We start from the raw sequence: 25,326 nt of genomic DNA, 5'->3' as shown, positions 1-25,326 counted from the left end.
GAATCCATGTCCGGCACCCTTGCCCTTACCGAACAACTGATCGCGCGCGCTTCCGTCACGCCCGACGACCAGCATTGCCAGCGCCTTCTGATCGAACGTCTGTCCGCGCTCGGCTTCGAGCACGAAACCATCGAATCGAACGGCGTGACGAACCTGTGGGCCGTGAAACGCGGCGTGGACGGCCAGGCGGGCAAGCTGCTCGCGTTTGCCGGCCATACAGACGTGGTGCCGACCGGCCCGCTCGACCAATGGCATTCGGCGCCGTTCGAACCGACGCATCGCGACGGCAAGCTGTACGGCCGCGGCGCGGCCGACATGAAAAGCTCGATCGCCGGCTTCGTGGTCGCGAGCGAGGAGTTCGTCGCGGCGCACCCGCAGCATCGCGGCTCGATTGCGTTCCTGATCACGAGCGACGAAGAAGGCCCCGCCACCGACGGCACCGTCAAGGTGGTCGAGGCTTTGCAGACGCGCGGCGAGCGCATGGACTACTGCATTGTCGGTGAGCCGACTTCGAGTGCGCAGTTCGGCGATACGGTGAAAAATGGCCGGCGCGGCTCGATGTCCGGCAAGCTCGTCGTGAAGGGCGTGCAAGGCCACATTGCGTATCCGCATCTGGCGAAAAATCCGGTGCATCTGCTCGCGCCCGCCCTCGCGGATCTCGTCGCCGAACGTTGGGACGACGGCAACGAATACTTCCCGCCCACCACGTGGCAGGTGTCAAACATCCATAGCGGCACGGGCGCGACCAACGTGATTCCCGGCCACGCCGAGGTCATGTTCAACTTCCGTTTCTCGACGGCCAGCACGGTGGAGGGCTTGCAGCAGCGCGTCCACGCGATACTCGACCGGCACGGCCTTGAATACGATCTGCATTGGACCGTGAGCGGCCTGCCGTTCCTCACGCCGCACGGTGAACTGTCGAACGCGCTCGCCAGAGCGATCAAGGACGAAACCGGCGTTACGACCGAACTATCCACCACCGGCGGCACGTCGGACGGGCGCTTCATCGCGCGCATCTGCCAACAGGTGGTCGAGTTCGGCCCGCTGAACGCCAGCATCCACAAGATCGACGAACATATCGAAGTCGCACACATCGAGCCGCTGAAAAACGTGTACCGCCGCGTGCTCGAACAACTGATCGCCTGATTGAGGCCTACCTGAGGACGACTGCGATGACGCTGCCCTTTTCCACTGTCCGCGACCTGCTGCGTTTCGCCGTGTCGCGCTTTAACCAGGCTGGGCTCTCGTTCGGCCACGGCTCGGCCAACGCTTACGACGAAGCTGCCTATCTGGTGCTGCACACGCTGCATCTGCCGCTCGATCTGCTCGATCCGTTCATGGACGCGCGCCTTTCCGCAGCCGAAATCGACGCGGTGCTGAACGTCATCGAGCGCCGCGCCACCGAGCGCGTGCCGGCGGCCTACATCACCCAGGAAGCGTGGATGCACGGCTTTCGCTTTTACGTCGACGAACGCACCATCGTGCCGCGCTCGTTTATCGGCGAGCTGCTGCAGGACGGGCTGCAGCCGTATGTCGAGGACCCTGAGCAGGTCAGCGCCGTGCTCGAACTGTGCACGGGCTCGGGCTGTCTCGCGATTCTCGCGGCGCACGCCTTTCCTAATGCGGACATCGACGCGGTGGATCTTTCCGCGCCCGCTCTCCAGGTTGCCGCGCGCAACGTGGCCGACTACAAGCTCGACGACCGAATCGCGCTCTTCGAAGGCGATCTGTATGCGCCGCTCGCCCAACGCCGCTACGACGTAATCATCAGCAATCCGCCGTACGTGAATGCTGCGTCGATGCAGGACTTGCCCGCCGAGTACCGGCACGAGCCGGAAATGGCGCTGGCCGGCGGCGCGGACGGCATGGACATCGTGCGGCGAATCATTGCGGACGCACGCAACTGGCTGACCGAAGACGGCGTGCTCGTGATCGAGATCGGCAACGAGCGCCAGCACGTCGAAGCGGCCTTCGGCGGGCTCGACCTCGTCTGGCTGTCGACGAGCGCCGGCGACGACAACGTGTTCCTTATCCAGGCCGCTGATCTGCCTGTCTGATCGGGTGACGATGGTTTAAGCCCGGGCGCGGCGGCGCCGGCGTCCGCCAGGCGCGTGCCGTGCCTGCCGTGCGCGTTTCCAGCGCCTTCGCCGTCCCGGCCGCCCTCCCCGGTGGCCGAAGCCTCACATCGCCCCCAATGCCCGCGCCTTCGGTAAGATGAGCGCCGTTAGCTCGTCGGCTGTCCGCGTGGGTCCAGCGCGCCGGCACGGCCTCTCGTCCAACCCTTCGCTCGCCTATGCAATTCGACCTGCTTCACGTCGGCACGCTGGTGGCCCTCGCCCATATCCTCGGCGTGGCCGCCGCATGCCACGCGATTCTCAACACCCGCACGTCGCAAGGCGCGATCGCGTGGGCTGTGTCGCTGGTCGCGATGCCCTATCTCACGCTCGTCCCTTATCTTTTTCTCGGCCGCAGCAAGTTCGCCGGCTATGCCGACGCCCGCCGCGTCGAGAACGAATTGCTGCGCACCCACGCGCACCCGCCGCAGTGGGACGAGCTGGCTTCGTCGGCGCAACTGCCCGCGCATGCGCTGGGCGGCAGGCTCGTGCACTCGCTCACGCGGCTTGGCGGCATGCCGTTCCTGCCGGGCAATTCCGTGCGCACGCTGGTGAACGGCACGGCGACCTTCGAGGCGATTTTCGAGGCCATCGAGCACGCGCGCCATTACATCATCGTGCAGTTTTTTATCGTACGCGACGATGCGCTCGGCGAAATGTTCAAGGAGGCGTTGATCGCGAAAGCGCGGCAAGGCGTGCGAGTGTATTTCCTGTACGACAGCATCGGCAGCTTCGACCTGCCGCACCGCTACGTCGCGTCGCTGCGCGCGGGCGGCGTGGAGACGCATCCGTTCGCCACCAATCGCCTGTTCGTCAACCGGCTGCAGCTGAACTTCCGCAATCACCGCAAAATCGTTTCCGTCGACGGCGAACGGGCATTTGTCGGCGGACACAATATCGGTGTCGAATATCTGGGCGGCAAGCCGCCGCTTTCCCCCTGGCGCGACACGCATATCGAAGTGCGCGGGCCGGCAGTCGCGAGCATCCAGTTCGTGTTCACCGAAGACTGGTACTGGGCGACCCAGCAGCTACCGAAACTGGATCTGCCGGCCACGCCGCCGGCCGCCCCGGCGGACTCGCAGGACTCGCCAGCCTCGGTGCACGCCGTGAACGCCGCAGGCTCGATGGACGCTGCCGGCTCCGCGAATCCGACGAGGAGCCACGACATGCATTGCCTTGTCGTGCCGAGCGGCCCCGCGGACAAACAGGAGACCTGCTCGCTCTTCTTCGTCGAAGCGATCAACGCGGCGCGCGAGCGCATCTGGATCACGACGCCCTACCTGGTGCCCGACGAAGCCGTGTTCTCCGCGTTGCGGCTCGCGGCGCTGCGGGGCGTCGACGTGCGCATTCTGATTCCGAGCCGGCGCGATCACGTGGTGGTCTTCGAAGCCTCGAAACTGTATGCGTATGATTCGCTGCGCGCCGGCCTGCGCATTTTTCGCTATCAGCCGGGCTTTCTGCACCAGAAGGTCGTGCTGATCGACAGCGTGGCCGCGGCGGTGGGCAGCGCCAATCTCGACAACCGCTCGTTCCGGCTCAACTTCGAGATCATGGTCATGACTGTCGATCCGGGATTCGCGAAAGAAGTCGAAACCATGCTGCTTGCCGACTTCGCTCAATCGCGCGAGATCGACCGCAACGAGTACCGCCAGGCGAGCGCTTTGCGGCGCGTGCTGATGCACGTGGCCCGCCTCTTCTCACCGATTCTCTGAAGCGCGCGCCGCCGCGCGGGACCGCTCGGCGCTCCGTTTCACAGCAGCTTTTCGATGTCCTCCGTGATCGCCTCCGGTTTGGTCAGCGGCGCATAGCGCTTGACCACGTTGCCGTCGCGGCCGATCAGAAACTTAGTGAAATTCCACTTGATCGCTTCGAGGCCGAGAAGGCCCGGCGCCTCGCCCGTCAGATAACGGAACAGCGGATGCGCGTTCGCGCCGTTCACGTCCACCTTGTCGAACATCGGGAAGGTCACGCCGTAGTTCTTCTCGCAAAAGCTGCCGATCTGCGCGGCGTCGCCCGGTTCCTGCTTGCCGAACTGGTTGCACGGAAAGCCGAGCACCGCGAGCCCGCGCGCCGCGTAGCTGTCGTAGAGCTTCTGCAAGCCCGCGTACTGCGGCGTGAACCCGCATTCGCTCGCGGTGTTGACGATCAGCAGCACCTTGCCCTCGTACTGCGCGAGACTCACTTCCTCGCCGCCCAGCGTGCGGGCCGAAAAAGAATAAATCGATGTCATGTGCTCTCCCCACGAAAGCCGTCAGTCTATGTCAAAAGCGCGGCCGCGACAGTCGGCCGAACGGCCGATGCGGCTTAAGGCGCCGGTTGGCGCCCCGGCGGTCTAAAATAGGCGTTTTTCTCCAGCCGGCCTCTTTGTGATCCGCTTTAACCAGTTCAGCCTCGCGCGCGGCACCAAGCCGCTCTTCGACAACACCACGTTCACGCTGAATCCGGGCGAAAAGGCCGGCCTCGTGGGCGCGAACGGCGCGGGCAAGTCCACGCTGTTTGCCGTGCTGCTCGGCGAACTGCACGCGGACGGCGGCGACTTCTCGATCCCGCCCACGTGGCAGATCGCGCACGTCGCGCAGGAAACGCCCGCCGTCGACAAAACGGCGCTCGCCTACACGCTCGACGGCGACGCCGCGTTGCGCGCAATCGAAGCGCGCATCGCCGCCGCCTCGGCTGCGCACGACGGCGCAGCGGAAGGCGAAGCCCACGCAGCTTTCGCAGACGCCGACGGCTACACAGCGCCGGCCCGCGCCGAAGCATTGTTGCTCGGCCTCGGCTTCACGCTGGAGCAAACCCGCGAGCCGGTCACGAGCTTCTCGGGCGGCTGGCGCATGCGCCTGAATCTCGCGCAGGCGCTAATGTGCCGTTCGGATCTCCTGCTGCTCGACGAGCCGACCAACCACCTGGACCTCGACGCGATCGTCTGGCTCGAAGAGTGGCTGCACCGTTATCCGGGCACGCTCATTGTGATCTCGCACGACCGCGAATTTCTGGATTCGGTGTGCAACGTCACGCTGCATCTCGAACAGCAGCAGATCAAGCGTTACGGCGGCAACTATTCGCAATTCGAAGTGCTGCGCGCACAGCAGATCGCGCTGCAACAGAGCGCGTACGAAAAGCAGCAGCGCACGGTCGCGCATCTGCAGAGCTACATCAACCGTTTCAAGGCGCAGGCCACCAAGGCGCGTCAGGCGCAAAGCCGCGTGAAGGCGCTCGAAAAGATGGAACTGATCGCGCCGGCGCACGCTGCGTCGCCGTTCACCTTCGAATTCCGCACGCCGGATTCGGCGCCGAACCCGATGATGGTCATGGAAGACGTGCGCTGCGGCTACCATGGCGAAGACGGCGCGGAGATTCCGATTGTCGAGCGCGTCATGCTGTCTATCCAGAACGGCCAGCGCATTGGTCTGCTCGGCGCAAACGGCCAGGGCAAGTCCACGTTGATCAAAACGCTGGCCGGCACGCTCGCGCCGCTCGGCGGCCACGTGCGCGAAGGCAAGGGGCTACGCATCGGCTATTTCGCGCAGCACCAGCTGGAAACCCTGCGCGCGGACGACACGCCGTTGCAACACCTCGCGCGCCTCGCGCCGGACACGCGCGAACAGGAATTGCGCGACTTCCTCGGCAGCTTCAATTTTTCCGGCGACATGGCGACGTCGAAGATCGCACCGTTCTCCGGCGGCGAAAAGGCCCGGCTCGCACTCGCGCTGATCATCTGGCAGAAGCCGAACCTGCTGCTGCTCGACGAGCCGACTAACCACCTGGATCTGGAAACGCGGCACGCGCTCACCATGGCGCTTGCGCAGTTCGAAGGCACGCTCATTCTCGTCTCGCACGACCGGCATTTGCTGCGCGCCACGACCGATCAGTTCATGCTGGTCGCGAAGCATCGCCTGCACGAATTCGACGGCGATCTCGACGATTACCGCGACTGGCTGCTGCAACACGCGGCGGAGCAGCGCGCGGCCTTGAAGGCGGGCAATGCGTCGAACGGCGCTGACGGTGGCGCGGGCGGCGCGGCAGGTGCCGACGGCGGCGTGAATCGCAAGGAGCAGCGCCGGCTCGAGGCGGAAACGCGTCAGAAGCTCGCGCATCTGAAGAAGCCGCTGCAAAGCCGCATCACGAAGATCGAGAAGGAAATGGACGCGCTCCATGCGGAGAAGGTGACGCTCGACGCATTCGTCGCCGATCCGGCCAGTTACGAGCCCGCTCAAAAAAACAAACTGACGGACGCGATTCGCCGTCAGGCAGACGTGAACGCGCGCCTCGAAACACTCGAAGCCGAATGGCTCGAGACACACGAGGAACTCGAACAAATCGGCTAGCGGAACGCCACGTGCGATCCGCGCCGGCATCACGAGAGGTTGGCCTTGTCATCTGCAACGTCTTCCGCTGCACCGGCTGCATCTTTTGGCGAATCCGCCGGGACTGACGCCGCGCCGCCGCCTTTGAAGGGCCTGCGCGTGCTCGACCTCACGCGGCTGCTGCCCGGCCCGGTAGCCGCGCTGCGGCTCGCGGAACTCGGCGCGGAAGTGCTCAAGATCGAAGCGCCCGGCGCGGGCGACCCGACGCGCACGATGCTGCAGTCGTCCAGCGACCGCGTGGCCGGGCGGCCCGGCGCGTTCTACCGGCTGGTGAATCGCGGCAAGCGCGAGACGCGTCTCGATCTCAAGTCAGAAGCCGGACGCCATGTGCTGCGCGCGCTCGCCACCGAGGCGGACGTTCTGATCGAGAGCTTCCGGCCTGGCGTGATGGACCGGCTCGGGGTCGGCTACGCGACGCTGCGCGCCGCCAATCCGCGGCTCGTGTACTGCGCGATCAGCGGCTATGGCGCCCACGGCCCCTTCGCCGATCACGCGGGCCACGACCTCAACTACATCGGCTATGCGGGCGTGCTCGATCAGCTCACGAGCCGCGACGGCACGCCGATCGTGCCCAACTTCCAGATCGCCGATCTGCTCGGCGGCGCGCTCAGCGCGGTCACGCAGATTCTCGCCGCGCTGTGGCACGTGTCGCGCGGCGGCGAAGGCCGTTTCGTCGACGTTTCCATGACGCACGCCACCTACGCGCACAACGTAGTCGCACAGGTCGCGCTTGCGAATGAGAACGCCGCCGCAGACGCCGCCCGGCACGCCACGGAAGCATCCGGCGCGGGCTCAGGCCTGCTGAACGGCGGCGTGCCCTGCTACAACCTGTACCGCACGCTCGACGGCCGCTGGCTCGCGGTGGGCGCGCTCGAACTGAAATTCTGGGAGAGCCTGTGCATGGCGCTGGACCGCCCGGAGTGGGCCACGCGTCACTGGAGTCTCGGCCAGGCGATCGGCGGACCGGACGCCGCCTCGCTCACCCAGGAGCTTGCCGAGGTGATCGGCACGCGGGTACTCGACGAATGGGTCGCGCTGCTCGAGCCGCTGGATTGCTGCGTCTCGCCGGTGCTGAGCGCGGCAGAAGCGGCGCGGCACCCGCTCTTCAACCGCGCGGCGCACGATGCCGACGAAACCCGGGAACCGAACCCCGCGCCCGATGGCGGCCAGACAGGGGAAGGCGAAAGCCTAGGCAGCCTGCGGCGCCATCCTGGCCGTCAGACCTAGAACTGCGCGCGGACAATTACCGCCGCGTGGCCGACTGCCGCGGCAACGTCTGACGCGGCGTCTTTTCGTCGTCGTAAAGCAGATGCTTGCGGCCTTCCACGTGGCGGCTGATGGTGGCGCGCACGTCGGCGGCGGTCGCGTCGCCTGCCACCACACGGCGCGAAATCTGCCCGGTCCGGTCGATCCACTCCACAATCCGGCAAGCGCCGCCCCAAGGTTGATGGATGGGCGCGGAGACCCGGCAACCGCGCACCTGGATCGGCGGCTCGGCTGCGGTTTCATGTGTCTGTTTCAAGGTGCGATCCTTTTTCCGGCATCAAGGGATGCAATAGCTGTGCAGCTTAGGAAAAAGGAAGGGCTTGTTGGTTACAGCCAACCTGGAGATATTTACCGCGCATTACGAGAGGCCGAGCATACCGCGCCTGCACCGCAGGGGCAAAACGGCCGTTCAGTCGAGCGTGCGGACCCGGTCGATAGCCTGCTCGATCCGCTCGACCGCAACGACCTGTAAGCCTTCTATCGGCTGCTTGGGCGCGTTGGCCTTGGGAATCACGGCAACCGAAAAGCCGAGCTTGGCGGCTTCCTTCAAGCGTTCCTGACCGCGCGGCGACGGCCGGATCTCGCCCGCGAGCCCCACTTCGCCGAATACGACGAGCCCTTTAGGCAGCGGTTTGTTGCGCATCGACGAATGAATGGCGAGCAGCACCGCCAGGTCCGCAGCCGGCTCCGTGATCTTCACGCCGCCCACGGCATTGAGAAACACGTCCTGATCGAAACAGGCGATGCCCGCATGCCGGTGCAGCACGGCGAGCAGCATGGCGAGACGATTCTGTTCGAGGCCGACGGCAAGACGCCGCGGATTCGGCGCATTGGCGGAATCGACGAGCGCCTGCACTTCCACGAGCAGCGGCCGCGTGCCCTCCTGCGTCACCAGCACGCAGGAGCCCGGCACCGACTGCTCGTGCTGCGACAGGAACAGCGCCGACGGATTCGCCACGCCGCGCAGGCCGCGCTCCGTCATGGCGAACACGCCGAGTTCGTTGACCGCGCCGAAGCGGTTCTTGATCGCGCGCACGAGGCGAAACGACGAATGCGTGTCGCCTTCGAAGTACAGCACCGTATCGACGATATGCTCCAGCACGCGCGGCCCGGCGAGCGCGCCCTCTTTCGTCACGTGGCCGACCATGATGATCGTGGTGCCCGACTGCTTCGCGATACGCGTCAATTGGGCCGCGCACTCGCGCACCTGGGCGACCGAGCCCGGCGCCGACGTGAGCGCGTCCGAATAGACGGTCTGAATCGAGTCGATGACGGCCACGTCGGGCCGCTGGTCGGCAATGGTCGCCTGAATTTTTTCGAGCTGGATTTCGGCGAGCAATTGCAGTTCGCTCGCTTTCGAACCCGGCTCGAGCAGCGACAGTCGTTGCGCGCGCAACGCGATTTGCGCGGCCGACTCTTCGCCGCTGATATAGAGCGCGCGCTTTTCCGCTGCGATTTCCGCGAGCGACTGCAGCAGCAGCGTCGATTTGCCGATACCGGGATCGCCGCCGATCAACACCACGCCGCCGGGCACGAGGCCGCCGCCGAGCACGCGGTCGAATTCGCTGACGCCGGTGGAAAAGCGCGGCACGTCCGACGCTTCGATGTCGGCGAGACGCCGCACCGGCGCGCTTTTTGCGAGCGACTGGAAACGATGCGCGGAAGGTGCTTCGGCCACCGACTCCACCAACGTGTTCCAGGCCTGGCAGGACGGGCACTGTCCCGTCCATTTCGGCGACTGGCCGCCGCATTCACTGCATACGTACAACGTTTTTGCTTTTGCCACGCGTTCTGCCCGGGTTGCGGTTGTTCTGGTTATTGCGACGTCACTCCGCCCGCACGGGCACGCGCGGCGCGACCGCGCACATCAGCTCGTAGCCGATCGTGCCGCACGCGCGCGCGACGTCGTCGATGGGCAGCGAGGTGCCCCACAGCTCGACGCGCGAGCCGACGCTCGCCGTGGGAATCGGCGTGAGGTCGACCGTCAGCATGTCCATCGACACGCGTCCGACGATGCGGGTACGCACGCCGTCGACGATGATCGGCGTGCCCTCGGGCGCCACGCGCGGATAGCCGTCCGCGTAACCGCACGCCACGACGCCGATGCGCATCGGCGCGCGCGCCTTGAAGAGCGAACCGTAGCCGACGGTGTCGCCTTCCGCGACAGACTGCACGGCGATCAGCTCCGAGGCGAGCGTCATGGCCGGCTGCAGGCCGGTGCCCTCGATCGCGGCCGACACGCCCGAAGGCGAGGCGCCGTACATGATGATGCCAGGCCGGACCCAGTCGAAATGCGACTCGGGATGCCACAGCGTGGCAGCCGAATTGGCGAGGCTGCGCACGCCGGCAATGCCTTGCGCGCCGCGCTCGAACGCTTCCATCTGGTGGGCGATGCCGCGCTCGCCGTCGGCGTCGGAGAAATGGGTCATCAGCGTGATCTGGCCCACGCCCTGACAGGCGCGCGCGCGCTCCCACGCGGCGCGGAACTTCTCCGGCGTGTAACCAAGCCGGTTCATGCCGCTGTTCATCTTCAGCTGGATGTTGACGGGCTTCGACAGCCGCGCCATTTCGAGCATGCGCAACTGTTCGTCGGAATGCAGCGCCGTGGTGAGGCTGTAGCGGTCGATGACGTCGATATCCGTCGGACGAAAAAAGCCCTCGAGCAAAAGAATCGGGCCGGCCCAGCCCAATTCACGCAACTTCACGGCTTCTTCGAGGTCCAGCAACCCGAAGCCGTCCGTTGCGCGCAGCCCCGGAAATGCGCGCGCGAGGCCGTGCCCGTAGGCGTTGGCCTTGACGACCGCCCAGATTTTCGAGCGGGGCGCATAGCGGCGCGCGACGGCGAGGTTATTGGCAAGGGCGGACGTGTGAATCGTGGCGGAGAGGGGGCGCGGCATGGAATATTTTCGTAAAGACGCTTGCGAATCAGCGGCTTACAGAGCGTTTTCAACGCGCGGCAGCCCGCTGGGCGGTGCGATCAAGGATTTTGCTAGTCTGAACGCACCTATTTTCATGATATAAAGCCGTGCGCACAACCCATTTCGAACGGCATAAGCCCGGACGCATAACAAACGGCCGGGGCGGACAGACCGCAGCGAGGATAGCATCGCATCAGATGAAAAAAGGTTTTTACACCATCATGGCCGCGCAATTTTTTTCGTCGCTGGCCGACAATGCGCTCCTGATCGCTGCTATCGCACTGCTGAAAGATCTACACGCCCCGAACTGGATGACGCCGCTGCTCAAGCTGTTCTTTGTGCTGTCGTACGTCGTGCTCGCCGCTTTCGTGGGCGCCTTCGCCGATTCCCGTCCGAAAGGACGCGTCATGTTCATCACGAACACCATCAAGGTGCTCGGCTGCATCACGATGCTAGCCGGCGCGCATCCGCTTGTTGCCTACGGCATTGTCGGTTTCGGCGCGGCAGCGTATTCGCCCGCCAAATACGGCATTCTCACGGAACTGCTGCCGCCTGACCGGCTCGTCGCCGCTAACGGCTGGATCGAAGGCACCACCGTCGGCTCGATCATTCTCGGCACCGTGCTCGGCGGCGCGCTGATCAGCCCGCATATCGCCGCGCCCATTCTGCGCCACCACATTCCCACGGTGAACACGCCCGCCGAAGCCGCCATGCTCGTCATCATGGTGATCTACGTGCTCGCCGCGCTTTTTAATCTGCGCATTCCCGACACCGGCGCGCGTTATCCGAGGCAGGAGCACGGCCCAATCAGACTCGTCACCGATTTCGCCGACTGTTTCGTCGTGCTGTGGCGCGACAAGCTCGGACAGATTTCGCTTGCCGTCACGACGCTCTTCTGGGGCGCAGGCGCGACGCTGCAATTCATCGTGCTGAAGTGGGCGGAAGTGTCGCTCGGCATGTCGCTTTCCGAGGCGGCGATTCTGCAGGCGGTGGTCGCCGTCGGCGTCGCCGGCGGGGCGATTTTCGCGGCCTCCCGCGTGCCGCTGAAGAAGTCGCTCTCGGTGCTGCCGGTCGGCATCATGATGGGCATTGCCGTCATGCTGATGGCGTTCTACACGCGCCACCTGTTCCCCGCTCACTGGGGCGTCTATTTCGGGCGCATGCATGTGCCGGGCTACCTGATCTTCGCATACATTTTTTTGATGATCGTCGGCGGCCTGTCGGGCTTCTTCGTCGTACCGATGAATGCGCTGCTCCAGCATCGCGGCCACGTGCTGCTGTCGGCCGGCCACTCCATCGCCGTGCAGAACTTCAACGAGAACCTCTCCGTGCTCGTCATGCTGTGCCTGTATGCCGTGCTCGTCTGGCTCGACGTGCCGGTCGCCGCGGTGATCGTGCTGTTCGGCACCTTCGTCTGCCTGATGATGTGGCTCGTCATGCGGCGCCATCAGGCGAACCAGCGCGCGTTCGACTCGGTCGCGCTGATCGGCGAAGTCAAGCACTGAACCGTGTGCCCGGCGGCCGCCGGCCGCTCGCGCCGCTAACCCGCTTCGCCTGCCCGCTTTTGCCATGACCCGACCCATTCCCAACGTGCTGACCATCGCCGGTTCCGACTCCGGCGGCGGCGCCGGCATTCAGGCCGATCTGAAGGCTTTCTCCGCGCTCGGCGCCTACGGCGCGAGCGTGATCACCGCGCTGACCGCGCAGAACACGTGCGGCGTCACCGCGATTCACGCGCCGGACGCGGCCTTCGTTACCGCGCAGCTCGACGCTGTTTTCGACGACATCCGCATCGACGCCGTCAAGATCGGCATGCTGGCGAACGCTTCGATCGTGCGCGCCGTGGCCGACGCGCTGCGCCGGCACAGACCCCGGCACATTGTGCTCGACACGGTGATGATCTCGAAGAGCAATCATGCGCTGCTGCTGCCGGATGCAGTCGCGGCCGTGCGTGACGAGCTGCTACCGCTGGCGCATCTGCTGACGCCGAACCTGCCCGAGGCGGCCGCGCTGCTGGGCGGCATTCAACCCGCTGGCGACGAAGCCGCCATGATCGAGCAAGGCGAAGCGCTGCGCGCGCTCGGCGCCCGCGCGGTGCTGATGAAGGGCGGCCATCTGAGCGCCGCCGACAGTCCCGACTGGCTCGTGCAGGCAAGCGGCACGCTGCGCCTCGGCGGCCCGCGCGTGCCGGTGAAGAATACGCATGGCACGGGCTGCACGCTGTCGTCGGCGATTGCGGCGCTGATTCCGCAACGCGACGATCTCGCCAGCGCCGTCGCGGATGCCAAGCAATATCTGACCGGCGCATTGCAGGCAAGCGAGCGCCTCGACGTCGGCAGCGGCGTCGGGCCCGTGCATCATTTCTATCGATGGTGGTAACGCGGCGCCCTACTGCCGCGCGTAGTCTTGCGCCCGCAGAGGCCAGTCGTTGGGGACGATGAAACCGCGCGCATGTTCGAGCAGATTGCCCGCGCTGTCTTCGGCGAACGAAGCGACCATCGTCGGCACAGGTTGACGTGAGGTTTGCAGCGCAAGCGTTTCGGCGTCGGCGAAATGCGTGTTCAGCGCGTCGCGTTCGTGGGCCGTATGGCGCCGCGGCGCCAACCATTCCAGACGCGGCAGCACGCGCCAATGCCCGCCTTGCGCCGACGCGAACTGCGGCCAGTCGCTATGGGTCACCCACCAGCCGCGGCCATGCCCGGGATCGAGCTCGACGGGATCCACGGTTGTCCCGCCGTGCCGATAGAACAGCCACCCTTTGACGAACATTTGCGGCGTCCACGTTCCCGCGTAGCCGGTCGACGCGAACTCCTCGCGCGCGCTCAACGGCAACTGATGGCCAAGCAGATGCGCGAGTTTCAGGTCGAAGCGGTCCTTCAGATTCGGGCCGACGTAGTCCGATAGCCTGGACGCGTCGTGTGCGTCTGCGTGACCGGCATGCAGATAGCACTTCACCGCGAGCTCCCAGTGGAGCTGAGCGCCCTCTGGCGTCGTCAGCAGGAAATCGCATTCGCCGAGCGTGATGCCAGCGCGACGCAGCGGCACGCCCGCCGCGACGAGCCGCGCGGCCGGCCCATGTTGCAGGAACCAGCCCAGCAGGCGTTCGGCGTAGCGGCCGAGCCGCGTGATGCGCGTCGCCGCGAGCTCGCGATGCAAGGGCTCGGGCGCCGTATCCAGCAGGCGCAAGAAGCGCAACGTCCCGGCGAGTTGATCCGAAGTATGAAAAAGCGTGGCCAGCTCGCCGACCGGCGGTTGCGCACGCAACAAATCGGCGCTGAAGAGCAGCCACGCGAGATCGCGCACGGCGGGGTCGTGCAGCGTATCGAGCAGATCGCGAAGCGTCGCGGGCTCGGCGCGCGGCAGGTCAGCGCTGCTTGCCGGCGTTGGCTCGGCGCTCACCGCGGCGCCGCGCCGGACGCCGCGCCGCCTTCGCGCCCCGCTTCACCCCCCGCCTCGCGCCAGGTGTCGCGCGCAAGGCACAGATCGGCCCACGCCTTGGCCTTGTCGGGCAAGCTGCGCAACAGATAAGCCGGGTGATAGGTAACGATCACCGGCACGCCCTCGTATTGGTGGACGCGCCCGCGCAGCGACGAAATACTCGCGTCGGTCTTGAGCAGACTTTGCGCGGCGAAGCGGCCGAGCGCGACGATCAGCTTCGGCTTGACGAGCTCCACCTGGCGTTGCAGATAGGGTTCGCAGCGCGCGACTTCGTCCGGTTCGGGATTGCGGTTCCCCGGCGGCCGGCACTTGATGACGTTGGCGATATACACATTCGCGCCGCGCGCGAGCGTGAGCGAACGCAGCATGTTGTCGAGCAGCTTGCCGGCCTGGCCGACGAAAGGCTCGCCCACGCGGTCCTCGTTTTCGCCGGGCGCTTCGCCGATCAGCATCCAGTCGGCGTTGCGATCGCCGACGCCGAATACGGCTTGGGTGCGCTTTTCGCACAGCCGGCAACGCTCGCAGTTCGCGACGCGCTCCGAGAGCGCGTCCCAGTCGAGCGTATGGATGGCCGGCAGCGCGGGCACAGCGGCGTGGGCTTCGCCCGGCGGATGCAGCGGCAGATCGTCGAACCATGCGAAGCCGTCGTCGGGCGGGGCGTCGAAGGAGGACGGCTCGGACATGGCCGGCGGCTCGGCCACGTGCGGAGCGCGGCTTGCGACAGCCGGCGACGACGCCCGCTGCGGCTCAGGCGTGAACGACGGCAGAGCAGTTCGCGCATCGCTGTCGCCGACTGCGGGCTGCGGAAGTTGCCGCTCCGTTGGCGACGCGGGCCGTGCACCGCGTCCGGACCGCTCCATGCGTTGTTCCGTGCCGTCCTCCGCGCTCGGGGCCGGGCGCACCGAATCGCCGGCGCGCCCGGCCCGCTCTCCGTTCTGCAAGCGCTCCGGCGGCAAGCCGGCTGCGGAAGTCCCGGGCGCGCCGCCCTGCTCCACACTCAGCGTGCCGGCCGCTTCCTGCGCCGCGGCCATCCCACGACGCACCCAGCGCGGCGCGAGTCCGAACTCTTCCAGTACCGATTCATTGAGCGCCATCCGCGCCCTCCCTCACAAACGATAAACGCATCACGATGGCGTCCTCCCGGCTGCGATGCCGCGCCGGATAATAGTTCTTGCGCCGGCCAATCGACGTGAAGCCGAACCGCTCGTAAAGCCGGATCGCCCGATGGTTGGACGGACGCACTTCGAGCAAGAGTCCGTCGAGTTTTTCAGCGCGCGTAATGCGCACCGCCTCACGCAGCAGCGCGAGCCCGGCGCCGGCGCCTTGCGCGGCAGGCGCGACGCAAAGATTGAGCAGATGCATTTCGTCGACGACGGGCATCAGCACGCAATACCCGATCAGCGTGCCGGTGACGTGCCGCAGACACACGCCGAAATAGCCGTTGCGCAGCGAGTCGCCGAAATTGCCGCGGCTCCAGGGGAACTCATAGGCAAGCTTTTCGATGGCGGCCACTTCGTCCAGGTCGCCTTCCGTCATCGGCGACATGTAGCGGTCCGCCAGCAGCACGCCGCTCATGGCCGTCCCTCGCGCGACGCGGGGTCGTGGGCGGCATTGGCCAGCGCCGCCGCCTGCCCTGCTTTGGCCGCTTTCTCCGCGACGCGCTCGGCCGTGGTCTGCGCGACCTTGTTGCGCACGTACTCGGGCGCGGCCTGGTCGGCGGGCACCGTGCGGCCGGCATGGAAGGCCCTCAGCGCGGCGTAGGCGAGCGGCAGCGCGTGCGGTAAAGCCTCGGGATCGACGGTTCGGGCGGCGGCGGCCGCCGGCAGCCGCGCGCCGAAAGCCGCGGCCGCATTGCCCCCGAGCGTAAACGGCGCGTCGGGCAGGACGAGCCGCTCCGGCGTATCCAGCGATGCGCCGTGCACGACGCGCCATTCGCCTTGGGCGTCGTCCCATGCGTAGTCGGCCCAGTAGATCTCGTCCATGCGGGCGTCGAGCGCCGCCAGCACACGCGTCGCCGCCGGATCGCGGCGCCGCGCGCTCTCGGCGCAGACGAGCAGCGTGCTGACCGGCACGACCGGCAGATCGAGGCCGAACGCGAGCCCTTGCGCGACGCCCGTGGCGGTGCGCAGTCCGGTGAACGAGCCCGGCCCCGAACCGAACGCGACTGCGTTGCAGTCGGCGAGCGCGAGGCCGGCTTCGTCGAAAAGTTCGCGGATGGCGGGCAAGAGGCGCGTGCTGGACACGGCGCCCGTGTGTTCGTGGCGGACCCACGCGCGCGGCTCGGCGCGAGCCAGGTCCGCGGTGTCGACGGCGGCGGACAACAGCGCGACCGAGCAGAATTCGGTGGAGGTATCGAGGGCAAGAAGCACGGTCTGAGTCATGGACCGTATTGTAATCGGCGCCGCGCGCGCGGATGCGGTTTGGTCGCGCTCGCACCCGGCGGCGTTTGGAATGAGCCCTCGGCCACGCGGCGGCATCGGGTTGTTATGATCGCAGACCCTGACCATCCCGCCGGAGAGCATCAAGATGACGGATCTCGACACCCAGTTCACGCAAGCGCAGGAAGACGTCAAGCAACTGCCCGAGCGCCCGGGCAACCTCACGCTGCTGCGCCTTTACGCGCTCTTCAAGCAGGCGAGCGAAGGCGACGTGCATGGCGACAAGCCGGGCTTCACCGACATCGTCGGCAAGTACAAGTACGACGCGTGGGCCGCCCTGAAAGGCACTTCGCAGGATGCGGCGAAGCAGCAATACGTGGAACTCGTCGAATCGCTGAAGAGCGGCGCGTCTGCCTGAAACTGCGGGCGGCCTGGGGGCGCCTGCTGGCGCCGCCATGCCGCCCGTTTTGCCCTAAGAAATCTCCTAATAGTGGCGCACTGCAACAAAACCCTATACAATGCCGTCTGCGCTTCACTGCTTTGCCCGGCTTTCACCAGCGGCCGTTGCGGCGCAGCGCCTCGTAGCGTTTAGCTCCAATCCAGTTTAGAACCTGTCCCCTCCTGCCTAGCCCTCTACGGGCGATCATGTCCCAGGCTGGCGGCAAGCCATGTTGGCGTGTCGCATCCGATACAGCTTCTAACGAAAAACTCGCCTTCATTGTTGCGGGTTGCCCCCGTTTTTCGATTTGCTCGCTGCTTCTTTGCTCGCTGAATCCGACGACTTGGGTATGCCGATTGGCGCCGACGTTTTAACTCCCTGTGTTTTAAGGATTCTCATGACTTCGAGCAATACCTCCAGCAGCCCGTTGAACGCCATCGCCGATCAGGCCCTCGGTTTCGCCGACACTCCCGCCCAAGCCGCAGCCGCTGCTGCCGCGCCGGCCGTCGCCGCTGAAACCGCCGCGCCCGCCGGCCCGACGTTCGCGTCGCTCGGTCTGTCCGCGGATGTCGTCTCCGCCCTGACCGCCGCTGGCTACCAGAACCCGACGCCGGTTCAGCAGCGCGCGGTTCCCGCCGGCATCGCCGGCCGCGACCTGCTGGTCTCGAGCCCGACCGGTTCGGGCAAGACCGCCGCGTTCATGCTGCCCGCCATCGAACGTTTCGCGCAATTGCAAAAGGCGCAGGCCAGCCAGCCGCGCGAGCCGCGTCCGGCCGACGGCGGCCGTGGCCGCCGCCCGCAACCGGTTGCCCGTCCGACCATGCTCGTGCTGACGCCGACCCGCGAACTCGCCATGCAGGTCACGACCGCCGCGGCCACGTACGGCAAGCACCTGAAGCGCCTGCGCACCGTCAGCATTCTCGGCGGCGTCGCTTACGGCCAGCAATTGATGCTGCTCGCGAAGAACCCCGAAATCCTCGTTGCCACGCCGGGCCGTCTGATCGACCACCTGGAGCGCGGCCGCATCGACCTGTCGCAACTGCAGATTCTCGTGCTCGACGAAGCCGACCGCATGCTCGACATGGGCTTCATCGACGACATCGACACGATCGTCGCGGCCACGCCGGCCACGCGTCAGACCATGCTGTTCTCGGCCACGCTCGACGGCAAGATCGGTTCGCTGACCGGCCGTCTGCTGAAGGATCCGGAGCGTATCGAGATCGTTCAGCGCATGGAACAGCGCACCAACATCGCGCAAACCGTTCATTACGTCGACGACCGCGATCACAAGGACCGTCTGCTCGACCACCTGTTGCGCGACGCGGGCCTCGACCAGGCCATCGTCTTCACGGCCACCAAGATGGACGCCGACCAACTGGCCGGCCGTCTTGCCGACGCGGGCTTCGAATCGGCGGCGCTGCACGGCGACCTGCCGCAAGGCGCGCGTAACCGCACCATTCGCGCACTGCGCGAGCGCCGCGTGCGCGTGCTGGTCGCAACGGACGTCGCGGCTCGCGGCATCGACATTCCGGGCATCACGCACGTGTTCAACTACGACCTGCCGAAGTTCGCCGAAGACTACGTGCACCGCATCGGCCGTACGGGCCGCGCGGGCCGCTCGGGTATCGCGGTGAGCCTCGTGCATCACGCCGAACAGGGCGCGCTGAAGCGTATTGAGCGCTTCGTGCGCACGCCGCTGCCGGTGAACGTCGTCGAAGGTTTCGAGCCGCGCAAGTCGGCGCCGTCGGGTAACGGCCGGCCTGGCTTTGGCGGCCGCGGCCGTCCGGGCGGCAATGGCGGCGGACGCCGCTTCGGCAGCGGCTCGGGCAAGCCGGGTGGCAACGGCGGCGGTTCGCGCAGCGGCAGCGGCGGCTGGGCCGGCAAGTCGTCGAGCGGCGGTTCGCGTGACGGCTACGGCGGTTCGCGTGACGGCTACGGCGGCTCGCGTGACGGCGGCTACGGCGCGCGCCGCAGCGACGGTCCGCGTACGGCGCGTCGCGGCAGCTAAGCCTGGCAGCTAAGCCTTATTGTTAGCGCAGCGCCCACGCGCGCTGAAGGCGCCGGCCGGCGGCAGTTTGCCGACCTTGCCGGCCTCGCGGCGGCAGCTGTCATCCGGCTGGCGCTGGCAGCACAGTAACCAACGCAACAGTGAGTTGAACGACCCGACCGCGCTCCCAAGCCGGCGCGGTCGACATGAAAAACCGGTGCTCTGCACCGGTTTTTTTTCGCCTGCGATTTATCGCTGCCAATATTTCATGATGTGAAAAAATTTTTTGCGTCGTAAAAAATCGTGCTGCAAGGCACAAAGACGCCTATTGCAAGATGGAAAAAATCGTTTCTCTATATGAAACGCCGATCGCAACACATTGATTTTAAATCAATATAATTATTAAAAAATCGTTCGTCGACGACTATTGCGCGCCTACTGATTTGCCTAGACTCTTATATAAGACTTCACGAAACGAATCGCCTTGCTGCTGAACTCAAGGCGGATCGCTACGGCGAAGACAGAGTCCACCATCCGTTTCTTAGGCAACCAAGGAGAACATCATGACGACGCGCGAAGAACAAGCCCGCCAACTTCAACAGCAATGGGAAACCGATCCGCGCTGGAAAGGCGTCAAGCGCAGCTACACGGCAGAAGACGTGATCCGTCTGCGCGGCTCGCTGCAGGTCGAGCACACGCTCGCGAAGCGCGGCGCCGAAAAACTCTGGCACAGCGTGAACACCGAGCCGTTCGTCAACTCGCTCGGCGCGCTCACCGGTAACCAGGCGATGCAACAGGTCAAGGCCGGGCTGAAGGCGATCTACCTGTCGGGCTGGCAGGTGGCGGGCGACGCGAATGTGGCGGGCGAAATGTATCCCGACCAGTCGTTGTACCCGGCGAATTCGGTGCCGCTCGTCGTCAAGCGCATCAACAATACGCTCACGCGCGCCGACCAGATCCAGTGGTCGGAAGGCAAGAATCCGGGCGACGAAGGCTATATCGACTACTTTGCACCGATCGTCGCCGATGCGGAAGCCGGTTTCGGCGGCGTGCTGAACGCGTTCGAACTGATGAAGGCCATGATCGAAGCCGGCGCCGCAGGCGTGCACTTCGAAGACCAGCTCGCCTCGGTGAAGAAGTGCGGCCACATGGGCGGCAAGGTGCTCGTGCCGACGCGCGAAAACATTGCCAAGCTGACGGCCGCGCGTCTCGCCGCCGACGTCTCCGGCGTGCCGACCGTGCTGCTTGCCCGCACCGATGCCGAAGCCGCCGACCTGATCACCTCGGACGTGGACGAAAACGACAAGCCGTTCCTGACCGGCGAGCGCACCGTCGAAGGCTTCTACCGCACGAAGCCGGGTCTCGAACAGGCGATTTCGCGCGGCCTCGCCTATGCGCCGTACGCCGACATGATCTGGTGCGAAACCGGCAAGCCGGACCTCGAGTTTGCGAAGAAGTTCGCCGACGCGATCCACAAGGAGTACCCGGATCAACTGCTGTCGTACAACTGCTCGCCGTCGTTCAACTGGAAGAAGAATCTCGACGACGCGACCATCGCCAAGTTCCAGCGCGAACTCGGCGCGATGGGCTACAAGTTCCAGTTCATCACGCTCGCCGGCTTCCACGCGCTGAACTACTCGATGTTCAACCTCGCGCACGGCTACGCGCGCAATCAGATGACCGCGTTCGTCGAAATGCAGCAGGCCGAATTCGCGGCGGCGGAAAAGGGCTTCACCGCCGTCAAGCACCAGCGCGAAGTGGGCACGGGCTATTTCGACGCGGTCACGCAGACGGTGGAGCGCGAAGCGTCGACGACCGCGCTGCACGGCTCGACGGAAGACGAACAGTTCTTCGACAAGAAAGTCGCGTAACGGCCTCTCGCGGCCTGATCGCGAAAACACAAGGCAGACGACGGTTGCTGACGGCGCAGTGGTCGCGCCGGCCAGCCGCCGTCAACAGGGAGGAGCCTCGGCATCGGCGGCTGGCCGCATCTTTGCTGGAAGCGGCCGGCGCCGGTGGCGAGGATTCGATATAAGGCGGGGGCTGCATAAAGCCAGCACAACCGGACCCAGGCGGATGGTGGGATTGTGCGGCGAACGGACGACGCGCCGGAAAAGTTGCCGGCGCGTTTTTCGCTGGGAAACGACCGAGGCGCTTGGCGGGGATTCAGCGATACACAAGCACCGGAATTTTCGTATGCGTGAGCACGCGCTGCGTTTCGCTGCCGATCAGCAGACTGCCGAGACCGCGCCGCCCGTGCGAGGCCATGAAGATGACGTCGCAGCCGCTCTGCTCCGCCGCTTCGATGATGCCGAGATACGGCGCCGGGTGCACGCTCGTGCGTCGATCGACCACCACCCCGACGCGGCTCGCGGCAAATTCCACTTCGCGCAGATGCTCCTGCGCTTCGCGTTCGCTGCGGTCGAGAAATTCGGACGGCGGCTCGACGGCGATATCGGAGAACGGCGCGTACGGATATTGGGGCAGACAGGCATACGCGGTGATGCGCGCGCCGACTGCCTGCGCAAGGTCGATGGCGCCGGCGATCGCCTTGCGCGAGAGGTCCGAGCCGTCGGTCGGAACGAGAATGTGCTTGAACATGAGCCCTCCGTATCCGTGTCCGGTTGCCGTGCGCGCAGCCCGTCTGCTGCCGCCCTTAAAGCGATTGTAGGTCGCGGAAACCGGACCCTGACCACCATCGAGGGTCTGTCCGAATATCGAAAACCCGTTGCGTGGCGTCAGCCCCAGTAGTCCGGAAGGCCATACGTATGCTTGAGAAAGTCCAGGAAAAGTCGCACTCGCAGCGGCAAATGGCGGCGCTGCGGAAACACCGCATGAATGCCGATGGGCGGTGCGGCGAATTCGTCGAGCACGCTCACGAGCCGCCCTGCCGCAATGTCCGCGCCGACTTCCCACCACGAGCGCCACGCGAGGCCGTGACCTTCGAGACACCATTCGTGCAGCACCGCGCCGTCGGAACATTCCATCGTGCCCGACACTTTGATGGACACGACTTTGCCATCCTGCTGGAACATCCAGCCGCGCTGCTGATTGGCGCTCGCGCCGAGCGCGAGACAGTTGTGCTGCGCGAGGTCGGCGAGACTGTGCGGCGCGCCGCGCCGGCTCAGATACGACGGCGACGCCACGCACACGCGCCGGTTTTCGCCGAGCCTGAGCGACACGAGCGACGAATCGGGCAACTCGCCGAGCCGTACCGCGCAATCAAAGCCTTCATTGACGAGATCCACGAGCCGGTCCGACAGGTCGAGCGTGATGGACACGTCCGGATGCGCGACCGTGAAAGCCGGCACCAGCGGCGCGACGTGGCGGCGCCCGAAACCGGCCGGCGCGGAGAGCCGCAAATGGCCGCTCGCCTTGACGCCGCCCGCCGACACGCTCGCCTCGGCGTTCTGCATGTCGTGAATGATGCGCTGACAGTCTTCGAGGAACGCCGAGCCTTCGAACGTCAGCGTGATCTTGCGGGTGGTGCGCACCAGCAGTTTGACGCCGAGGCGCTCCTCCAGCGCGTCGATACGCCGGCCGATGATCGCCGGCGCGACACCCTCGGCGAGCGCCGCGGCCGACAGGCTGCCTTTGGCCGCGACGGTGACAAAAGTCTCGATCTGCTTGAAACGGTCCATGAAAGGAGCGCCGCTCGGGCGGCAAAGTTGGCCGGTGCGCGCCAGATTAGGTGGATGAAAGTAAAAGATCAAGTGATCTTTAGCCTCTTTTTTAGCGCAGAGCAGCGCTAATACAATCTGTCCCGACCTCTGACAGGAGCGCACGGCAATGTCGGCCACAACGACACTCTCCCCACAAGCAGTGATTTTCGACGCCTACGGCACGCTCTTCGACGTGCACTCGGTGATCGCTGCCGCGGAGCAGATCTTCCCGGGGCGCGGCGACGCGCTCTCCCAGTTGTGGCGGCAAAAGCAGATCGAATATACGCAGTTGCGCACGCTCGCCGATACCAGCACCGGCGACGGCGAGGGCGCCGCGCACTATCGGCCGTTCTGGGACATCACGCTCGACGCGCTCCGTTTCTCGGCAAAAAAACTGCAACTGACGCTCGGCCGCACCGCTGAAAAACGTCTGATGGACGAGTACGCGTGCCTGTCCGCCTTTCCCGATGCGGTGCCCGCGCTGCGCGCGCTGCGCGCTTCCGGCGACGGCGGCGCGCCTTTGACCGCTGCGCTTAGAGGCGCCTCGTCCGCAAGAGACAACGCGGCGGCTCACGGGCCCGGCCTTGCGATTCTTTCGAACGGCAATCCGCAGATGCTCGACGTCGCGGTCAAGAGCGCCGGCATGAGCGGCCTCTTCGACCACGTGCTGTCCGTCGACGCCGTGCGCGCGTACAAACCCGCGCCCGCCGCCTACGCGCTCGGCACGCGAGCCTTCGGCGCGGCGGCCCGCGAGATCGTTTTCGTTTCATCGAATGGCTGGGACGTGGCCGGCGCGACCTGGTTCGGCTTCACCACGTTCTGGCTCAACCGTCAGAACGCGCCGCTCGAGGAACTGGGCGTGACGCCGCATGGCACGGGTGCGGGCATGAGCGATCTGCTGGCCTTTCTGAGCACGCTTGCCCCGGCAGGACGACCGGCGCGGGCAGGACGCACTGTCGCGGCAAGCCGCGCGCGTGCAGGTAAAGACGCATGAGCCTCTGCGACGCGAACCGGCTCGACAACTCACTTAACGACCTCACCGCATTTCAACTTTGCATTTTCGCAATCTGACCGACCAAGGAGAAAACATGGCGAATTCGCAGTCATCGCTGTCGCTGCCGCAGGGCGTGGCAATCACCGGCGAAATCAAACCGGGTTATGAAGCAATTCTGACCCGCGAGGCGCTCGAACTCGTCGCCGCGCTGCATCGCACCTTCGAGCCGCGCCGTCAGCAGCTGCTGCAGGCGCGCGCGGAACGCACGAAGCGTCTCGACGCGGGCGAGCGCCCCGACTTCCTCGCCGAGACGAAGAGCGTGCGCGAGAGCGACTGGACCATCGCACCGCTGCCGCACGACCTGCAACGCCGCCGCGTCGAAATCACGGGGCCGGTAGAACGCAAGATGATCATCAACGCGCTGAACTCCGGCGCGGATTCGTACATGACCGACTTCGAGGATTCGAATGCGCCGAGCTGGGACAACCAGATCACCGGCCATATCAACCTGAAGGACGCCGTGCGCCGCACGATTTCGCTGGAGCAGAACGGCAAGCACTACAAGCTGAACGACACCATCGCCACGCTGATCGTGCGCCCGCGCGGCTGGCATCTCGACGAGAAGCACGTGAGCGTGGACGGCAAGCGCGTGTCGGGCGGCATCTTCGACTTCGCGCTCTTCATGGTGCATAACGCGAAGGAACTGATCGCGCGCGGCTCCGGCCCCTACTTCTATCTGCCGAAGATGGAAAGCCACCTCGAGGCGCGTCTGTGGAACGACATCTTCGTCGCCGCGCAGGAAGCGGTCGGCGTGCCGCGCGGCACGATTCGCGCGACGGTGCTGATCGAAACCATTCTCGCCGCGTTCGAAATGGACGAAATCCTGTACGAGCTGCGTGAACACAGCTCGGGCCTGAACGCGGGCCGCTGGGACTACATCTTCTCGGCGATCAAGAAGTTCAAGGCCGACCGCGACTTCTGCCTCGCAGACCGCTCGCAGATCACGATGACCTCGCCCTTCATGCGCGCCTATGCGCTGTTGCTGCTGAAGACTTGCCACCGCCGCAATGCGCCGGCTATCGGCGGCATGAGCGCGCTGATTCCGATCAAGAACGACCCGGCCGCGAACGACAAGGCGATGGCCGGCGTGCGCTCGGACAAGGCGCGCGATGCGGGCGACGGCTACGACGGCGGCTGGGTCGCGCACCCGGGGCTCGTGCCTATCGCAATGGAAGAATTCGTCAAGGTGCTGGGGGACAAGCCGAACCAGATCGGCAAGCAACGCGACGACGTGCTCGTCACCGCGACGGATCTGCTCGACTTCCGCCCGGAGACGCCGATTACCGAAGCCGGTTTGCGCAACAACATCAACGTCGGCATTCACTACCTGGGTTCGTGGCTCGCGGGCAATGGCTGCGTGCCGATCCACAACCTGATGGAAGACGCCGCGACCGCCGAGATTTCGCGCTCGCAGGTGTGGCAATGGATCCGCTCGCCGAAGGGCACGCTCGACGACGGCCGCAAGGTGACCGCTGAACTGGTGCGCGAGCTGGCCGTGCAGGAACTCGACAAGGTGAAGCAGGCGGTGGGCGGCGATACCGCGCCGTACGAGCGCGCTGCGCAAATCTTCGAGCAGATGTCGACGTCCGCGCAGTTCACTGACTTCCTGACGCTGCCGCTCTACGAAGAAATTTGAACGTGAATGTGCGGCTCGTCACGGCGAGCTGGCGAGAAGATTGACCGGCCTGACGGCCCGCCAGGCCTCG

The 25,326-nt window shown here is 65.7% G+C and carries 22 protein-coding genes; 12 read left to right on the top strand and 10 right to left on the bottom strand.

Going from position 1 to position 25,326, the window contains the following annotated elements; all coding sequences use genetic code 11:
• Nucleotides 1–6: 6 nt before the first annotated feature.
• From dapE to ACEN8U_RS20735, 3 genes are all read left to right on the top strand, one after another.
• Entirely contained in the window at nt 7–1,146 is a 1,140-nt protein-coding gene (gene dapE / locus ACEN8U_RS20745; protein WP_015003096.1) for a succinyl-diaminopimelate desuccinylase, read from the top strand.
• Nucleotides 1,147–1,172: 26 nt separating this feature from the next.
• Entirely contained in the window at nt 1,173–2,057 is an 885-nt protein-coding gene (gene prmB / locus ACEN8U_RS20740) for a 50S ribosomal protein L3 N(5)-glutamine methyltransferase (protein ID WP_015003097.1), read from the top strand.
• Between the two features lie 236 nt (nt 2,058–2,293).
• A complete protein-coding gene (locus ACEN8U_RS20735) occupies nt 2,294–3,826 on the top strand; it encodes a cardiolipin synthase (RefSeq protein WP_015003098.1) in 1,533 nt (510 codons plus the stop codon).
• A gap of 38 nt (nt 3,827–3,864) precedes the next feature.
• Here ACEN8U_RS20735 and ACEN8U_RS20730 read toward each other — a convergent pair whose 3' ends face one another.
• Nucleotides 3,865–4,344 (bottom strand): glutathione peroxidase, encoded by a 480-nt coding sequence (locus tag ACEN8U_RS20730; RefSeq protein WP_013588815.1) that lies wholly within the window; start codon nt 4,342–4,344, stop codon nt 3,865–3,867.
• Between the two features lie 136 nt (nt 4,345–4,480).
• On the opposite strand from ACEN8U_RS20730, the gene ACEN8U_RS20725 reads away from it, so the two are divergent.
• Both ACEN8U_RS20725 and ACEN8U_RS20720 read left to right on the top strand, forming a co-directional pair.
• On the top strand, nt 4,481–6,439 hold the full coding sequence (locus ACEN8U_RS20725; RefSeq protein WP_015003099.1) for an ATP-binding cassette domain-containing protein: 1,959 nt from the start codon (nt 4,481–4,483) through the stop codon (nt 6,437–6,439).
• 123 nt (nt 6,440–6,562) lie between these two features.
• Nucleotides 6,563–7,705: a CaiB/BaiF CoA transferase family protein gene (locus tag ACEN8U_RS20720; protein ID WP_238558562.1), complete on the top strand. Its 1,143-nt coding sequence runs from the start codon at nt 6,563–6,565 to the stop codon at nt 7,703–7,705.
• Nucleotides 7,706–7,721: 16 nt separating this feature from the next.
• On the opposite strand, the gene ACEN8U_RS20715 is transcribed toward ACEN8U_RS20720, so the two are convergent.
• From ACEN8U_RS20715 to alr, 3 genes are all read right to left on the bottom strand, one after another.
• Entirely contained in the window at nt 7,722–8,000 is a 279-nt protein-coding gene (locus ACEN8U_RS20715) for a DUF2866 domain-containing protein (protein ID WP_015003101.1), read from the bottom strand.
• 153 nt (nt 8,001–8,153) lie between these two features.
• A complete protein-coding gene (radA, locus tag ACEN8U_RS20710; RefSeq protein WP_015003102.1) occupies nt 8,154–9,530 on the bottom strand; it encodes a DNA repair protein RadA in 1,377 nt (458 codons plus the stop codon).
• 40 nt (nt 9,531–9,570) lie between these two features.
• Nucleotides 9,571–10,641 (bottom strand): alanine racemase, encoded by a 1,071-nt coding sequence (alr, locus tag ACEN8U_RS20705; protein WP_015003103.1) that lies wholly within the window; start codon nt 10,639–10,641, stop codon nt 9,571–9,573.
• 218 nt (nt 10,642–10,859) lie between these two features.
• Here alr and lplT point away from each other — a divergent pair, with 218 nt between their 5' ends.
• Together lplT and thiD are read left to right on the top strand one after the other, a co-directional pair.
• Nucleotides 10,860–12,167, top strand: a complete 1,308-nt coding sequence (gene lplT, locus ACEN8U_RS20700) for a lysophospholipid transporter LplT (RefSeq protein ID WP_015003104.1) — start codon at nt 10,860–10,862, stop codon at nt 12,165–12,167.
• 64 nt (nt 12,168–12,231) lie between these two features.
• Nucleotides 12,232–13,041 carry a bifunctional hydroxymethylpyrimidine kinase/phosphomethylpyrimidine kinase gene (thiD, locus tag ACEN8U_RS20695; protein WP_015003105.1) on the top strand — a complete coding sequence of 270 codons (810 nt, stop codon included), beginning with the start codon at nt 12,232–12,234 and terminating at the stop codon, nt 13,039–13,041.
• Between the two features lie 9 nt (nt 13,042–13,050).
• Here the strand turns inward: thiD and ACEN8U_RS20690 are convergent, their stop codons facing one another.
• From ACEN8U_RS20690 to tsaB, 4 genes are read right to left on the bottom strand one after another with little or no spacing between them, the layout of a single operon-like run.
• Nucleotides 13,051–14,061 carry a DUF1853 family protein gene (locus ACEN8U_RS20690; protein WP_015003106.1) on the bottom strand — a complete coding sequence of 337 codons (1,011 nt, stop codon included), beginning with the start codon at nt 14,059–14,061 and terminating at the stop codon, nt 13,051–13,053.
• The gene (locus ACEN8U_RS20685) at nt 14,058–15,194 is read right to left on the bottom strand and encodes a uracil-DNA glycosylase (protein WP_015003107.1); all 1,137 of its coding nucleotides are present in this window, start codon (nt 15,192–15,194) and stop codon (nt 14,058–14,060) included. Before ACEN8U_RS20685 ends, ACEN8U_RS20690 begins: the two co-directional genes overlap by 4 nt.
• Nucleotides 15,181–15,675: a ribosomal protein S18-alanine N-acetyltransferase gene (gene rimI, locus ACEN8U_RS20680; RefSeq protein ID WP_013588825.1), complete on the bottom strand. Its 495-nt coding sequence runs from the start codon at nt 15,673–15,675 to the stop codon at nt 15,181–15,183. Before rimI ends, ACEN8U_RS20685 begins: the two co-directional genes overlap by 14 nt.
• Nucleotides 15,672–16,481, bottom strand: a complete 810-nt coding sequence (tsaB, locus tag ACEN8U_RS20675; RefSeq protein ID WP_041745521.1) for a tRNA (adenosine(37)-N6)-threonylcarbamoyltransferase complex dimerization subunit type 1 TsaB — start codon at nt 16,479–16,481, stop codon at nt 15,672–15,674. The genes rimI and tsaB overlap by 4 nt, the downstream gene beginning before the upstream one ends.
• A 145-nt stretch (nt 16,482–16,626) precedes the next feature.
• Here tsaB and ACEN8U_RS20670 point away from each other — a divergent pair, with 145 nt between their 5' ends.
• The 3 genes from ACEN8U_RS20670 (at nt 16,627) to aceA (ending at nt 20,775) form a co-directional block, all read left to right on the top strand.
• Nucleotides 16,627–16,896 carry an acyl-CoA-binding protein gene (locus tag ACEN8U_RS20670; protein ID WP_013588827.1) on the top strand — a complete coding sequence of 90 codons (270 nt, stop codon included), beginning with the start codon at nt 16,627–16,629 and terminating at the stop codon, nt 16,894–16,896.
• Between the two features lie 418 nt (nt 16,897–17,314).
• On the top strand, nt 17,315–18,925 hold the full coding sequence (locus ACEN8U_RS20665; protein ID WP_041745523.1) for a DEAD/DEAH box helicase: 1,611 nt from the start codon (nt 17,315–17,317) through the stop codon (nt 18,923–18,925).
• Nucleotides 18,926–19,467: 542 nt separating this feature from the next.
• Nucleotides 19,468–20,775: an isocitrate lyase gene (gene aceA, locus ACEN8U_RS20660; RefSeq protein WP_015003110.1), complete on the top strand. Its 1,308-nt coding sequence runs from the start codon at nt 19,468–19,470 to the stop codon at nt 20,773–20,775.
• Between the two features lie 295 nt (nt 20,776–21,070).
• Here the strand turns inward: aceA and ACEN8U_RS20655 are convergent, their stop codons facing one another.
• Complete coding sequence (locus tag ACEN8U_RS20655; protein WP_013588830.1) at nt 21,071–21,505, bottom strand: universal stress protein; 435 nt, start codon at nt 21,503–21,505, stop codon at nt 21,071–21,073.
• 137 nt (nt 21,506–21,642) lie between these two features.
• Nucleotides 21,643–22,545 carry a LysR family transcriptional regulator gene (locus tag ACEN8U_RS20650; RefSeq protein WP_015003111.1) on the bottom strand — a complete coding sequence of 301 codons (903 nt, stop codon included), beginning with the start codon at nt 22,543–22,545 and terminating at the stop codon, nt 21,643–21,645.
• A 148-nt stretch (nt 22,546–22,693) separates the two neighbouring features.
• Here ACEN8U_RS20650 and ACEN8U_RS20645 point away from each other — a divergent pair, with 148 nt between their 5' ends.
• Nucleotides 22,694–23,560: a (S)-2-haloacid dehalogenase gene (locus ACEN8U_RS20645; protein ID WP_041745526.1), complete on the top strand. Its 867-nt coding sequence runs from the start codon at nt 22,694–22,696 to the stop codon at nt 23,558–23,560.
• Nucleotides 23,561–23,654: 94 nt separating this feature from the next.
• On the top strand, nt 23,655–25,256 hold the full coding sequence (aceB, locus tag ACEN8U_RS20640) for a malate synthase A (protein ID WP_013588833.1): 1,602 nt from the start codon (nt 23,655–23,657) through the stop codon (nt 25,254–25,256).
• The last annotated feature ends 70 nt before the right edge of the window (nt 25,257–25,326 follow it).

The organism is Paraburkholderia phenoliruptrix (genome assembly GCF_047325075.1).
Classification (GTDB): Bacteria; Pseudomonadota; Gammaproteobacteria; order Burkholderiales; family Burkholderiaceae; genus Paraburkholderia; species Paraburkholderia phenoliruptrix.
This window is presented reverse-complemented; position numbering and strand designations above follow the sequence as displayed.

Bases quoted from the DNA above. Each gene is read 5' to 3' on its own strand.
- dapE (WP_015003096.1), top strand. From the start codon at position 7: ATGTCCGGCACCCTTGCCCTTACCGAACAACTGATCGCGCGCGCTTCC.
- prmB (WP_015003097.1), top strand. From the start codon at position 1,173: ATGACGCTGCCCTTTTCCACTGTCCGCGACCTGCTGCGTTTCGCCGTG.
- ACEN8U_RS20735 (WP_015003098.1), top strand. From the start codon at position 2,294: ATGCAATTCGACCTGCTTCACGTCGGCACGCTGGTGGCCCTCGCCCAT.
- ACEN8U_RS20730 (WP_013588815.1), bottom strand. From the start codon at position 4,344: ATGACATCGATTTATTCTTTTTCGGCCCGCACGCTGGGCGGCGAGGAA.
- alr (WP_015003103.1), bottom strand. From the start codon at position 10,641: ATGCCGCGCCCCCTCTCCGCCACGATTCACACGTCCGCCCTTGCCAAT.
- lplT (WP_015003104.1), top strand. From the start codon at position 10,860: ATGAAAAAAGGTTTTTACACCATCATGGCCGCGCAATTTTTTTCGTCG.
- thiD (WP_015003105.1), top strand. From the start codon at position 12,232: ATGACCCGACCCATTCCCAACGTGCTGACCATCGCCGGTTCCGACTCC.
- ACEN8U_RS20685 (WP_015003107.1), bottom strand. From the start codon at position 15,194: ATGGCGCTCAATGAATCGGTACTGGAAGAGTTCGGACTCGCGCCGCGC.
- rimI (WP_013588825.1), bottom strand. From the start codon at position 15,675: ATGAGCGGCGTGCTGCTGGCGGACCGCTACATGTCGCCGATGACGGAA.
- tsaB (WP_041745521.1), bottom strand. From the start codon at position 16,481: ATGACTCAGACCGTGCTTCTTGCCCTCGATACCTCCACCGAATTCTGC.
- ACEN8U_RS20670 (WP_013588827.1), top strand. From the start codon at position 16,627: ATGACGGATCTCGACACCCAGTTCACGCAAGCGCAGGAAGACGTCAAG.
- ACEN8U_RS20665 (WP_041745523.1), top strand. From the start codon at position 17,315: ATGACTTCGAGCAATACCTCCAGCAGCCCGTTGAACGCCATCGCCGAT.
- aceA (WP_015003110.1), top strand. From the start codon at position 19,468: ATGACGACGCGCGAAGAACAAGCCCGCCAACTTCAACAGCAATGGGAA.
- ACEN8U_RS20655 (WP_013588830.1), bottom strand. From the start codon at position 21,505: ATGTTCAAGCACATTCTCGTTCCGACCGACGGCTCGGACCTCTCGCGC.
- ACEN8U_RS20650 (WP_015003111.1), bottom strand. From the start codon at position 22,545: ATGGACCGTTTCAAGCAGATCGAGACTTTTGTCACCGTCGCGGCCAAA.
- ACEN8U_RS20645 (WP_041745526.1), top strand. From the start codon at position 22,694: ATGTCGGCCACAACGACACTCTCCCCACAAGCAGTGATTTTCGACGCC.
- aceB (WP_013588833.1), top strand. From the start codon at position 23,655: ATGGCGAATTCGCAGTCATCGCTGTCGCTGCCGCAGGGCGTGGCAATC.